Genomic DNA, 12,059 nt, shown 5'->3' with positions numbered 1-12,059 from the left:
GCCATCAGCCTCCGCTAGACCGATGGTAAGACCACCAATCGCGAGCACCTGTCCGACGATCCAGAGCGAGCGGAACACCTAGTCGCCTCAGTTGCACACGGTTCGCACCTGACCGAACTCGCCGCGCGATGTGCAATCAATGCGGTTCGATCCAGGCGCAACGATTTGAAAATCGGGCCGAGACTGTGATGCCTGAATACGCAAGGCCCGCCGAGCATTTGCCCGGCGCTCATCCTCAGACACTAGCCCAGCCATGGTCTGCGACATTTTTAGATCGGCCTCGGCTTGAGTGATTTCCTTACGGTCCACTTGCTCAGCCAGCACAAGGCGGGTGTTCTGCGCAACCCTGAATAGGTCGCCACTACTCCCGGCGGCTGGCGCAGCAGCTTCGGCCGCGGCGTTGAGGCACCGGGCGCGCTCAACCGCAGTTCGGAACGTCCTGGCCTTGCAGTCTGCAACCCCAGCTTCGGCTGCACTGATCGCCGCGCGGTCACGTCCCGACACGCACCCGCCGAGCAGCATCGCACACCCCAGCACCACCACCGCGCGCATCATCGCCCCCGTCCTCGCGAGCGCGGCACCCTATAGCAACCAGGGCTATTCGTGAATGGCTGAGCCTCTGCCCTTTCTCGGCGCGACCGGGCCTGCGTTGCGTCGGTCTGTAATCGACCCCGAGACCGGGAATGTCCTGACCGGGCCGCAGACGCCGGCCGGCGCGCTCGACTACCTCGGCGCCTATGCGGACCTCGTTGGCAGCCGGATCAGGGATGCGGCCACGGCGCCGGCCCGGATATACCGCGGCGAGATCCCGATCTTTGATCCGAACACCGGCCACGTCAGCGACGAGGCGATGGGTGCTGGCGCTGGCATCGCCGGATTAGCGATGACGGGCTCGCTTCCGGCCAGGGTGCCGGCGGGTGCGATCCGGTCTTTCGGTGGCGCAGCGGCGAAGGAAGACCCGCTCGCTGCCCTTGAGGCGGCTTTGGCGGGGTTCAAGCCGGAAGCGGCCCCGCCGTCGCTCGGCGCAGCCAAGCCAGCCCCCGGCTACGATACGGGCCCCCGCCAGCCCGTCAGGGTTGATCCTGAAGCCCGGTTATGGGACCTCTATCACGGATCAAAGCCTGGCGAGGATTTCCGGCGCTTCGATCCGAACCTGAAGACGAACTCCGAGGCCGGCGCTGTCTTCTTCGCGCCCGAGCCGAATGCCGCCGCTACTTATGCCGGCTCTCCTGGGGTGGAGGGCTTTGAGGCCGGGCCGCGGATCTTCCGCACCACCGTTGAGCCTGGCAAGAGCGCGGTGTTCGACATCGCCCACCTCGCCGAGACGGACCCTGCGTTCAACGCGCAGGCTCGCTCAATCTACGCGCAGGAAGCTGGGCCGAGGGCTGGGGCGCTGTTTGATCGCTATCTCAGCGACTTCCAGACTGGCCGCGCCCGGGATCGCGAAATCGCCGATCAAGTCCGCGCAATGGGGTTCGATCCGGCCAGCCCTCAGACAGGCGTCTCATTCGGATACGGGCACATCGGCGCCGCCATCGCACGCGCCAAAGAGCAGGGTCTTGATACCGCAGTCCTCCGCGGCCTCGCCGAGCATGGTGGTGACGACCAAGTCGTTGCCCTGACCCCGAACCGGGTGCGCAGCTATTACGCCCCCGATCAGCTCCTCTACGCCGGCACGCCCCTCGGCGCTGGCGTCGGCGCCTCGCTCGCCGCCCCTGGCGACCGCCAGCCCCTTCCCTTCCTCGGCACTCGCTGACCGGAGACCCCATGGCCTTCGTGCCTCTGAGCTTTCAGTCGATTTTCGACAGTGGCTTTCCGATCGTCAATGCGCGTCTCTACACGTTCGAGGCCGGCACTGTGACGCCGCGGACGCTGTACCGGACGGCCGCTCTTGATCCGACGCTGATACACCCCTTCCCCGTGCAGGCAGACGGCAACGGCCGCTTTCCAGCGATGTTTACCGGCGTCGGTTCTTACGATGCGCGGATCACCGATGCCACTGACGCGCTGGTGGCCGAAGCCGATGGTCTGGCCGGCGATCCAACGCCGAGCGGCAATGCGACTGTCTATGACCCGCTTCGGCAGCTCCCGACAGGTGCCTTGGTGCCGATCCACGGCACGGGGCGCCGCGCCGGCTACGTGCGCGCCAATGGATCTTCGATTGGCTCTGCGGCCTCGGCGGGCGTCGAGCGCGCCGATGATGACTGCTATCCCCTGTTCCTGCTGCTGTGGGCCGACAGCCATCAGACGGTCGCGGGCGGGCGCGGACAAACCGCACAGGACGACTGGGACGCCGGCAAGACGATTACGGTTCCTGACTATCAGGGCCGGGTCGTGCTCGGCGCGCTCAACATGGGCAACGCCGGCTCGGCGACGGGCCGGCTTGATGGCGGCAAGCTCGCGACCAGCAGTGGATCTGTTGACGTAGCGGTTGGCGCGACCGGCGGTGAGGCGGCCCATCAGCTCAGCAAGGATGAGATGCCGCTGCACCGCCACGACGCAAGCGTTGCGATCCAGGGAGCAGGCGGCCACTCCCACAGCTCCTCAATCGGGCAGGCGGGGCAGCACAACCACAACGTCATTTACCGCGTAGATAACGTGTATGGCAGCGGCGCAAATGGTGCTGTCGGAGCCGTAGGCCAAGGGCCTAGCTCGGGCGTTACTGAGCTGTCCGGCAATCACACCCATCCGATAACCATTGATGGCGTTCCCGACCACATACACGGCGCCGCTGCTGCTGTAGCCGATACTGGCGGCGACCAGCGGCACAATACTTTGCCGCCGTTCGGCGTGGCGACGATCTACATCAAGCTCTGAGGCGGCCATGCTGACTAGATTTGGCATCGTCTCGGTGCGCGGCCTCTGGCGTGGGATCCTCACCTTCCCCGATGTGCACAGCGGCACGCTGACCAATCTTGCGACCGCGGTCCTTGAGATGCGCGTGACTCCTGACGACTGCCGGGGGTGGCGAGATGATTACGGCTGGCTTCGATCTCGAACTGGCGTCTGGTCCCACCCATCGCTTACGGCGAACACCAGTGGCACGGGGCAAGGCGAGTTGAAGCTTACCGAGCCTCACGCCGCGCAATTCTACTTCCCCGCTGAAGTCATGCGCAGCCAGCGGCCGGGCGTCTATGAGATTTCGTTCACGGCGACCGTTGGTCCTGAGACTGCGGAAATTCTCAGAGACACCGTTACTTTCGCCTAGCAAGGTAAGCACCCATGAGGAACTTTCCCCTGCTTCCAACCTATCCGCAGGATATTCGGCCCGGCCTCGGGATCGACATTCTTCGTGAGGGCGGGACGCTTACGATCAGCCTCAATGGCATGGGAGGCGGCCTTGGCGGCGACCCCGCGATAGGCATGGCGATCCTTGACCGCATCTATGAGGCGTTGCCCCCCGTTCCCGCCGACAATTCCACCATCCCGATAACGGGGGCTTGGTACAGAGACGGTGATGCCTCGGGCTATCGTCCAGTCAAGTTGTTCCGCAGTTCTGGCAGCGGAAGCGGCGGGATTAGCGACCTGCAATCGATCATCGACACCATCGCGGCCCTCCGCGACGAAGTGGCTGCGCTGCGCGCGCAACTCAACGGCACATTCTGAGGCCCTACCATGCTGCGGCGCACGCCCTTTCTGCTCGCTTTTGTTCTAGCGCTTACCGCTCCTGCGGTTGCGCTCGATATGCGGTTTTCGCCCGATGCCGGAACTGCGCCAGGGTCGCTGAAAGACGACACCCTCGGCATCAACCGCGCCGATGGTAAGATGTTCTGGCGCAAGTCTGACGGAACGCTTGGCACCTCTACGCTGCTGAACGCCCTCCCCTCTGGGCGGCGCTCCGTTGAGCAGGGGCAGGCGGATGACCTGACCATCAGCCCGACCGGGTTCGGCACCAGTCGCGCGACCAGCAGCGCCCTGTTCGGCATGATGCAGGCCCGGGTGTCGAACACGACGGACCTGCGCGCCGTAACGCTGCCGTTCGGGCGGATGGTGCGCGAAGGCTACGCCGCGCCGGGCGACGGCGGGCAGGCCAGCTACACGTTCTCGTCCGCGCCGTGCTCGCTCAACTCGGGCTCGGGCGACGGCGGCTCGCAGGTCCCGCGCACGGCCGGCGGATGCTGGCTGGCCGACCTCAACAGCCAGGGGCCGGTGTCGGTCAACCTCTGGGGGGCCATCGCGGATAGCTCCGGCAAAACCGGGGTCGGCACCGATGTCGCGTCGCGCCTCCAGGCCGCGCTCAACTGGTCCGTCGCGACTGGCCGGGCCGTGACAATGCCATCCTCGCCCACCGGCCAGATGCGCCGCGTGGCGTCACCTCTGGCGATCGACGGGCACGCCAAGCTCACGGGCGACTACTGCGCCCCGTACACGACCGGGAACACGTTCAGCCCCGGTGCTGGCAGCTACCTGTTCTTCGACCACGCCGGCCGCGGCATCGTCATCGGCGGCCAGAACCCGCTTCCCGTCGAGGGGGTGGTGCTGGAGGACTTCTGCACCTGGCGCGACCAGCCGACCCCGCCGGCCAACGCCGCCAACGGCACCGCAGGCGGGTCGTGGTCGCCCGGGTTTTACGACTTTGACGTAGCTCTCCTTCAGGACGACCTCCGCATCACGCGGCTGATGACGGTCAACGCCACTAAGGCGGTCTATGTCCAGGGCGGGCGGATCAAGATCGACGATCTGACCGGCCAGCCCTTCCAGGTCGGGCTCCAGATCGAGCACGCGCTAGACTCGCCTGTCGTCAGCGATATTCGCTGGTACCAGTACGCGATCCAAGGCAACCAAGCGGTCAATAATTACACCGCAAGCAACCTCGACGCGCTCTATCTCAAGCGCGTCGACAATATGTTCCTGAGCAATTATTTTAGCCTGCTCTCGAAAAACTGTATCCGCATCGGCAGCTACACGGGCGGTCCAGCGAACCTGAATGGTTCGGTCAACAAGTTGCGCGGCGTCAATATCGATTGCGATTTCTTTGGATCTTCGGCAATCTATGCTGATCCGACTGCCGCCAACGCTTCCGCCACCTTCGTAAACACGACAGTGCAGGGGGCTGGCTCGGGCTTCGGAACGAACGGCATCAATCTGTCGGGGACGAATACCGGGCTGCGCTTCTCGGATCTTCGGATCACCTCAACGCTGGGGTCCAGCATCTTCCTCTCGGGTTCCGGCAACGGCGTCTATGCGACGATCGCGACGCTGGAGAGCTACGGGCAGGACGGCGTGACGAAGCCGGCCGTCAACGTTGGGGCGGGCAACGCGGTCCATATCGGTCTCCCCTCGATCGGGGCGGGCGGCGCGCCCGGCTACACCTCGTATGCCGGCGCCGGCACGGTCACGACCGGAGTTGCCGCCGACACTACGTCCCGCGTGCAAGGGCAAGGCCTGCTCGCAACACAAGTGTATCCGTTGCCCGCCGCGACATCGGCGCAGTTCCCCGCTGGCAAGGGCGTGATCCTCGTCGTTGATAAGAGCACTCTTGAGTATGCCGAGTTCATCGTAGGCGGCGGCGCCGTTCTCCTGAAATACCAGACCCCGGGCAATCAGTTCGCTGCCGCAGCGACGGGCTTCCCCGCCGCGAATGCGGGGGGTCAGTTCGCCAGCGGCAAGATTGGTGTCTACTATGACACCTCTTCGACCAACTACAGCATCTATAACGCCAAGACGGGCGCGATTACATACTCGTTCAAGCAAGACGTGTTCGATCCGAACAACTGACGGATTGTCAGCGCTAACTCTTAGTTTCCAGGAGATCCTGATGACCGTTGCCGCACTCCGGCGTGCGGGCCTCGTGCTGCGCGCGTGGCTGGCGCTCGCTTGCGCCGTCCTCGCGCCCATTAGCGCCCACGCCCTTGACGCCGCCCAGATGCCGCCCCTGCGCGGCAAGTCCGTCGAGACGCCGACACTCATGCTCGGCGGTGGCATCGTTTGCACCGGCGCGACCTGCGACGCCTCTGGCCTGTCAACGCTCGGGCCCCAGACGGGGGCTCAAGCATACAGCCTATCTGAGCAGGCGACCGACACCGTCAGCGTCATGGCCTTCATTCCGAAGGCACTTCGGGCCGGTATTCGTGCACGGACCAACACGACGGACCTGACCACGTACATCCAAGCCGCCTTGAATACGAGCAAGAACGTCCGATTTCCGTCCGGCGACTATCAGGTATGCAACGCTCTGAGCCAGAAAGGCGGTCAGCGTCTTAGCGGTGACGGCGTGACGGTCTCACGCCTGATGATCGGGCCATGCTTCAATATGGGCGCGCAGGCCGTCGTGGTCGCCACGAACTCGGCGACCTCGAACGGCACACCAGCCGAGCAGTCGGCCGGGTGGGACAAGATCGGGGTGGTGTTCGATCAGAGCCATTTGGCTGGAGCTTCTCTGCCGGCGAAGCCGACAAACCCAGGCGACCCAAATTACGCAACAAATCTGGCTGCATACAACAATGCAGTAGCGTCAGTTCGCGGAAATCTTCGCCAGTACCCGTGGGCGCTCGATCTCAACGGTTCGCAGCGCTACACCATCGGCCAGATCAGGCTCTCGAATGCCTGGAACGGCATTAAGGGTCTCGGCACGACGACTGGTCCCAGCGCCTCGGGTTTCACGGCAGATCTTCTTGAACTCGGCGCCTTCAACAGGGGCATCGTCCTCGACGGCCTCTATGACTTCTCGCACATCACGACGCTGCATTGCTGGCCGTGGGATGTGGCGCAGAACGGTACGCTGCTGAACGTCGCGACGGACGGCAACTCGGTGTGTGCTGAGTTCGGCCGCATCGACGGTCTCGATATCAAGACGGCCAACCTCTACGGATCAAGCCTGCTGGGCAACGCCAACGGCACGAACGGCGCGGCCCGCCAGATCGGCCTCTTGCAGCTTGACGGCGACGCGGCGTTCTTCCGCAACTTGGCGGGAGACTGGCACATCGGCATCTTGTCCTCGACGGCGGGCGGGGTGCTGGGCATCCCGAAGGTGCGCTGGGACGGCGGCGAGGGGCTGGTCGCGAACATCCGCCTCTGGGGCGGCAACAGCCCGCAGCTCGCGGTCTATGGCGGGCAGTTCAGCGCCGCGGGCGGCTCCATTCAGGACCTGTTCGACTCCGTCGCTGTGCTCGCGGCGGGCGGCACGACGATGCTCAACTCAATCATGTTCACGACCGATCCGACCCAGAACGCCGGCACCCGCAACAACCCGATCGTTCAGCAGACGGCGGGCTTGGTGCACATGGTGGGTAGTCGATGGATCAGAATTCCCGGCAACAATGTCACGCTGGTGCAAATCCAAAATGACAATCAGAACCATTACATCGTTGCAAACGCTTTCAACGGCGCCGCACTGGTCAAGCCCTCGGGTTCTCTGACCGGCACTTACGCGCCAAACTAAGCCCTGACAATCCGGAGATCCTATGGCCGCGAACCTTGAACGCCTTGGCTTCTTTGCGTCTGTCCGCAAGGCTCCGTTCGGCGGTTCTCTCGCACAGTCCCAGGTGGACGGCATGAACGCGCTGCTGGACATGGCCCCGCCCGACATGGGTACGGCCGGTCTCGCGCACTGCTTCGCAGAATGTTGGCACGAAACCGGTGGCGCCATGCTCCCCCGGATCGAAAACCTGAACTATACGACTGCGGCTCGCATCCGCGAGGTGTGGCCTAAGCGGTTCGCGAGCGAGGCAGCGGCCAAGCCCTACGTCCGTAACCCCGAACTGCTGGCGAACTACGTCTACAGCGGCCGGATGGGCAACTCGCAGCCAGGCGACGGCTGGCGCTTTCGCGGCATGGGCCTGATCCAGGCCACCGGCAGAGACAATGCCAAGCGAGCCACGAAACGCCTGCTGGCCCTCGGCTACCTCTCGCCCGGCCAGGATCTCGAGGCAACGCCGAGCCTCATGCTGGATCCGGACATCTCGGCCGCCATGCTCTTCGTCGGCCTGTCAGAGGGCTGGTACACGGGCAAGAAGCTGTCCGACTATTTCGGTCCTGGCAAGGAACTCGCCCGCGACGCCCGCGCCATGGTCAACGGCGACGTAGAGGCGAACGGCGATACGATCGCCTCCGCTCATAGGGCGTTCAAGGCTGCGCTGCTTGCCGCCGGCCACAAGCCGGGCGCTGTGACGACGAAGATCCCGGACAGCCCGATCGACGTGGCGCCGCTCCCCGCGCCTGGCAGCCCCCTCGCGCCCGTCCCGGTCAATGGCGGCGCCTCGGGCTGGAGTGCGTGGCTCCCCGAGGCCGTGCGCCGCTACTTCCACACCTGACACCTCAGAGGACATCATGGATCTCAAGAGCGCAGAGGCGCAGGCGACGACGCTCGCCTCTCAGGCAGCCAAGGGCGGCTTGCACTTCGTCTGGACCTGGACCGCGGCCCATGCCCGAACGGCCACTGTGGTGGCCCTGGCGGCGATCGTAGCGGCATTCGTTGCCGGCATTGCGGTGGGGGTGCGCTGATGGCTGACACCGTGAAGGCCGTCGCTGTCACCGATGACGCGCTCGCGACCAGGGTCAAACCGGCTGCTGCGTTGCGGGTGGCGTGGAAGACGACGGCGCTCAACGTCATCAGCGCGACCGCCTCGGCCATCCTGCTCGTGCTCGGCTACTTGCAGACGGTCAACCTGGCGTCGATCGTCTCGCCGACGCAGGCGCTCATGTGGACCGTCATCGTCAACGTCGCGACGATCCTGCTGCGCGCCTACGGCGTCAAGCCGATTGTGCTGGACCCGCCGAAGACGGTTACCGTGCCGGATCAGGGTCAGGTCTGATGTTCGAGCTATGGACGGCCTGGGGCTTCGTCCGGGATTATTGGCCGTGGGTGCTCGGCGCCACGGCCGTGATCGTCGCCATGCTGGCGTCGGCATACGTCACCCGCTCGCTGAAAGTAGCCGTCGAGGCGCTGGGCGCCATCGCGCTCGCGCTGACGGCCAGTCAGATCTACCGCCGCGGCGCCGCATCCGAGAAGGGGCGCCAGGACGCCGCGAACGACAAGGTGGCCGAGCGCACGCGCGAGACGCAGGCGCAAGTTGACGGCATGACCGACGACGAGGTGCGGCGTCGCCTCGACCAATGGATACCTCCGGAGGAGAAGAAGCCGTGAAGCGTCTCGTTCTCGTGGCCGCGATCGGCCTGCCGCTCGTCGGGGCCTGCACGCCCGAACAGGCAGACGTATGGTGCCGCACCCATCGCCTGGAAGACGTGAGGTTCAGCCGGGCCAGCGTCGATGGGCTGACGCCTCCCGACCGGCGGAAGTACCTGCGGATTTTGGAGGAAGGCGCTCGCCTCTGCGGCTGGAAGCCGGGGCGGTAGCCAAACGAAGCGTGCGGGGGCCGGTCGCCTATCTTGGCGGAGCGACGACCAGCCCCCTAACCCCCAGAAGCGTCAAATCGGGACGCCCCAGAGGCTTCGGCCATACGGGCGGCGAAATGGATGCGTGTCGAGTCAAAAAGCACCGCGGATGCCTGAGCCTACGGTTGACGCGCCCGAGCGCGGCCTTCCGAGCACACTGCCAATCGTCCAAATCGCGGAGGATGGCGTGAAGTTCGCAAGATACGGCCACAGCGGCGATCGGCTGACCGAATGGCTCTTCGCTGGCATGATGATTGCTTGGGGCGCGTGGTTGCTCGTGCCGCTCTGGCGCACTTTCGAGGCGCCCCAATACGCCATCCTTCGGGAGTTGGCCGGGGAGAACGTCTGGGGCGCCTGGAGCATTGCGATCGGCGCCATTCGATGCGTCGCGCTCTACATCAACGGCAGCCATTACAGAACACCCCTGATCCGCGCTCTATGCGCATTTCTCGGCATGTTCTGGTGGGTGACGCTCTCTTTCCTTTTCCTTTCAACCCCTCAGGCGAACCCGGCCGCGGGCTTCGCTTGGTATCCTCTGTTCATTGTGTTCGAGGGGATTTGCCTCTGGCGAGCTGCGGGTGACGCCTACCACACTCGGGCCTTCCGGAATGTCTGGCTGACGAGCCCCAAGGCCGAGGTGAGAGGGTATGACCGTTGAGGAGCTGGTGCAGGGTCTCGGCGCGTTGTTCGGAGCAACGGGCGTCGGGGCAGTTGCTATCGCCTACCTCGCACACAAAACCGAGGTAGCCAAAGGGCGCAGAGGTGAGCCTGAGGGCAGGTCTACGGCAATCGCGGTCGGTGGGGCGCTCGCTGATCGAGCCTCGTTCGACGCCATGACCGAGGCTGTCCAGTTGCAAACGGCGGTCCTGACGCGGCTTGTCGAGCTTCTGGAAGGTCGCGAGCTTCGGGAGCAGAAAGAGGACGACGAGGAGCGCATGTACAAGCGGTTCATGGAGCGATTTTCGGCCGAACACGCCAAGCCCATGTCACCGCGGGCGAAGCCGCCTCAGTGACCGTTCCTACTCTCCCGAGACGCCCTTCAGCCCCGCCGGCACCCGCCGCGCGGGGCTTTTTCGCGCCCGATCACCTGAACGACATTCCGATGCCGCCCTTGACCAGCGATTGCGTCGGGCCGCGGGCATAACCGACATAGGCCAGCGTATCGTCCGAGATCCGCATCGAGAACGCCACCGAGCCAGCGCCCGTGCCATCGTAGCCGGCGCCGCCGACCGAGACGGCGAACCTGTCGCCTGGGTTCGGCGCTATGACGTTCACGGCACCGGCAAGCGCTATGCCCTCTCGGAACCGATCGGCGTTGCGCTGCATCCGGTTCGCGATGGTCACGAGAGCGAGGCTTGAGGGGCCTGCCTGCTGCGGCGCAAGGGCTAGCGCCAAGTCGCCGACAGAGACGTAGCCGAAGCCGGTCGTTTCGCTGAAGCGCTGCGGGATCCGGGACAGGTTCACGTAATCCACGCTCGGATTGACGGGAACGCCGCTCAGGAGGCGACCGCCGCCGAGCGCGTCTCTCACGCTATCAGGCACTACGTCTGTGAACGGGGCGTAGGTGAGCGCCTGGCTGTGCGCCGCGATTGACCACGCGGCCATGATCGCCGCTACCCACCATCTGACCATAGCCGCCCCCGCGTGGTGGCTCACAAAAGAGCCACATTCTGCCCGCGTGTCGATGACCGGAAAGACACAGCAGCTTGGCTTGGCCCGCGTGCGCTGCTGGCGAGGGGGGGGGATCGGTGGGAGGGTGGGTCATACCTCCGCCTTCTTCCTGCGCTCTATTTCGCCCATGAGGTGGTGCTTGGCGCCTCCGAGCAGATAGTCAATGAAGCGCTCACCCCCGCCCATCAACTCGAAATCTGCGATGCTCAGGCGAAGATGAAGGGTCTTGGGCGATGTCGTGTCAGTCCCATAGCGCCTGACCATGATTTCCCCCGGGGTTTGCTCGCCGCGCTCAGCACGCAAATCGGCCTCAAGCTGCGCAACCCGCTTCGTTAGGGTCGCGATTTCCTTTTTAAGAGCTTCTTCGCTCATCACCGTCTCCTCTCATCCAACCGTCTCGCCACCCGCCTCGACCACACCACCGCACCCCAGGCACAGGATAGGACTAGGAGGGAGGTGAGAGCGAGGTGGGGGATGGGGCTCACGAAACAGCCTCACATCCATCCTGATTGGTATTTTCTCTTTTGCCTGTCAAATCAATAAGCCCTTCATCGGTAACAGATATCTCGCTATCATAAACTTCAAACCTCTTCGAGGTATTTAAATATATTGTTCTTAGAATTATAATGCTTGCCCCGCGAATAATCCAATATCCTTTATCGCGAGAGGCCGATTTGCTCATGTTGCGCACTGGCTTGTCAAAGGCCATGGCAATCACCCCTGCGGTGTCATCGTGTTTGCCGTCGCCCCAGAACTCAGGTGCACACGCCGTCTGCTCCTCAGCAAAACTCGGGGCGGCGGATACGAGCATCCCTGTCAGTACAAGGAACCTCAGACGAAGGCTCATCCTCTCCCCCCTTACTCCGCTGGCGCGTCCTGCCGGCCAGACTTTATGCCTTCTCGGATCAGTTCCCACAGGCCAGCGCCCGACTCGCACTCCGATCTAGGCGGAACAGCCTCTAGGCCGAGGCGGCGCTGCTCCGCTTTCCCGCGTTCCCAATCCGACGGGTATCGGGCCCCGTCCGACAATCCATTCAGCACGAACGGCGGCGGAA

Annotated in this window: 17 protein-coding genes; 13 read left to right on the top strand and 4 right to left on the bottom strand. The window is 64.4% G+C overall.

What is annotated here, in order from left to right; translation table 11 throughout:
- Positions 1–87 precede the first annotated feature (87 nt).
- Positions 88–555 (bottom strand): hypothetical protein, encoded by a 468-nt coding sequence (locus ACS5PV_RS15830; RefSeq protein ID WP_455396292.1) that lies wholly within the window; start codon positions 553–555, stop codon positions 88–90.
- A gap of 52 nt (positions 556–607) precedes the next feature.
- Here ACS5PV_RS15830 and ACS5PV_RS15825 point away from each other — a divergent pair, with 52 nt between their 5' ends.
- The 13 genes from ACS5PV_RS15825 to ACS5PV_RS15765 all read left to right on the top strand — a co-directional run bounded on the left by ACS5PV_RS15825 (position 608) and on the right by ACS5PV_RS15765 (position 10,346).
- Entirely contained in the window at positions 608–1,756 is a 1,149-nt protein-coding gene (locus tag ACS5PV_RS15825) for a hypothetical protein (RefSeq protein WP_455396291.1), read from the top strand.
- Positions 1,757–1,767: 11 nt separating this feature from the next.
- Positions 1,768–2,817: a hypothetical protein gene (locus ACS5PV_RS15820; RefSeq protein WP_455396290.1), complete on the top strand. Its 1,050-nt coding sequence runs from the start codon at positions 1,768–1,770 to the stop codon at positions 2,815–2,817.
- A gap of 7 nt (positions 2,818–2,824) precedes the next feature.
- Positions 2,825–3,208, top strand: coding sequence for a hypothetical protein (locus ACS5PV_RS15815; RefSeq protein WP_455396289.1), 384 nt, complete (start codon positions 2,825–2,827; stop codon positions 3,206–3,208).
- A gap of 14 nt (positions 3,209–3,222) precedes the next feature.
- On the top strand, positions 3,223–3,606 hold the full coding sequence (locus tag ACS5PV_RS15810; RefSeq protein WP_455396288.1) for a hypothetical protein: 384 nt from the start codon (positions 3,223–3,225) through the stop codon (positions 3,604–3,606).
- 9 nt (positions 3,607–3,615) lie between these two features.
- A complete protein-coding gene (locus ACS5PV_RS15805; protein WP_455396287.1) occupies positions 3,616–5,718 on the top strand; it encodes a hypothetical protein in 2,103 nt (700 codons plus the stop codon).
- A gap of 40 nt (positions 5,719–5,758) precedes the next feature.
- Entirely contained in the window at positions 5,759–7,381 is a 1,623-nt protein-coding gene (locus ACS5PV_RS15800; protein WP_455396286.1) for a hypothetical protein, read from the top strand.
- A gap of 22 nt (positions 7,382–7,403) precedes the next feature.
- On the top strand, positions 7,404–8,252 hold the full coding sequence (locus ACS5PV_RS15795; protein WP_455396285.1) for a hypothetical protein: 849 nt from the start codon (positions 7,404–7,406) through the stop codon (positions 8,250–8,252).
- Between the two features lie 16 nt (positions 8,253–8,268).
- Positions 8,269–8,442: a hypothetical protein gene (locus tag ACS5PV_RS15790; protein WP_455396284.1), complete on the top strand. Its 174-nt coding sequence runs from the start codon at positions 8,269–8,271 to the stop codon at positions 8,440–8,442.
- Positions 8,442–8,753: a hypothetical protein gene (locus tag ACS5PV_RS15785; RefSeq protein WP_455396283.1), complete on the top strand. Its 312-nt coding sequence runs from the start codon at positions 8,442–8,444 to the stop codon at positions 8,751–8,753. The genes ACS5PV_RS15790 and ACS5PV_RS15785 overlap by 1 nt, the downstream gene beginning before the upstream one ends.
- Positions 8,753–9,085, top strand: coding sequence for a hypothetical protein (locus tag ACS5PV_RS15780; protein WP_455396282.1), 333 nt, complete (start codon positions 8,753–8,755; stop codon positions 9,083–9,085). The genes ACS5PV_RS15785 and ACS5PV_RS15780 overlap by 1 nt, the downstream gene beginning before the upstream one ends.
- Positions 9,082–9,294, top strand: a complete 213-nt coding sequence (locus ACS5PV_RS15775) for a hypothetical protein (RefSeq protein ID WP_455396281.1) — start codon at positions 9,082–9,084, stop codon at positions 9,292–9,294. Before ACS5PV_RS15780 ends, ACS5PV_RS15775 begins: the two co-directional genes overlap by 4 nt.
- Before the next feature lie 226 nt (positions 9,295–9,520).
- Positions 9,521–9,991, top strand: coding sequence for a hypothetical protein (locus ACS5PV_RS15770; protein ID WP_455396280.1), 471 nt, complete (start codon positions 9,521–9,523; stop codon positions 9,989–9,991).
- Positions 9,981–10,346 (top strand): hypothetical protein, encoded by a 366-nt coding sequence (locus tag ACS5PV_RS15765; protein WP_455396279.1) that lies wholly within the window; start codon positions 9,981–9,983, stop codon positions 10,344–10,346. The genes ACS5PV_RS15770 and ACS5PV_RS15765 overlap by 11 nt, the downstream gene beginning before the upstream one ends.
- A gap of 70 nt (positions 10,347–10,416) precedes the next feature.
- Here ACS5PV_RS15765 and ACS5PV_RS15760 read toward each other — a convergent pair whose 3' ends face one another.
- The 3 genes from ACS5PV_RS15760 to ACS5PV_RS15750 all read right to left on the bottom strand — a co-directional run bounded on the left by ACS5PV_RS15760 (position 10,417) and on the right by ACS5PV_RS15750 (position 11,851).
- Positions 10,417–10,989, bottom strand: a complete 573-nt coding sequence (locus ACS5PV_RS15760) for a YadA-like family protein (protein ID WP_455396278.1) — start codon at positions 10,987–10,989, stop codon at positions 10,417–10,419.
- 105 nt (positions 10,990–11,094) lie between these two features.
- Positions 11,095–11,376 (bottom strand): hypothetical protein, encoded by a 282-nt coding sequence (locus ACS5PV_RS15755; RefSeq protein WP_455396277.1) that lies wholly within the window; start codon positions 11,374–11,376, stop codon positions 11,095–11,097.
- A 109-nt stretch (positions 11,377–11,485) separates the two neighbouring features.
- Positions 11,486–11,851 (bottom strand): hypothetical protein, encoded by a 366-nt coding sequence (locus tag ACS5PV_RS15750; protein ID WP_455396276.1) that lies wholly within the window; start codon positions 11,849–11,851, stop codon positions 11,486–11,488.
- Positions 11,852–12,059: the final 208 nt, after the last annotated feature.

The sequence above is a fragment of the Methylobacterium sp. Gmos1 genome (genome assembly GCF_053764715.1).
This window is presented reverse-complemented; position numbering and strand designations above follow the sequence as displayed.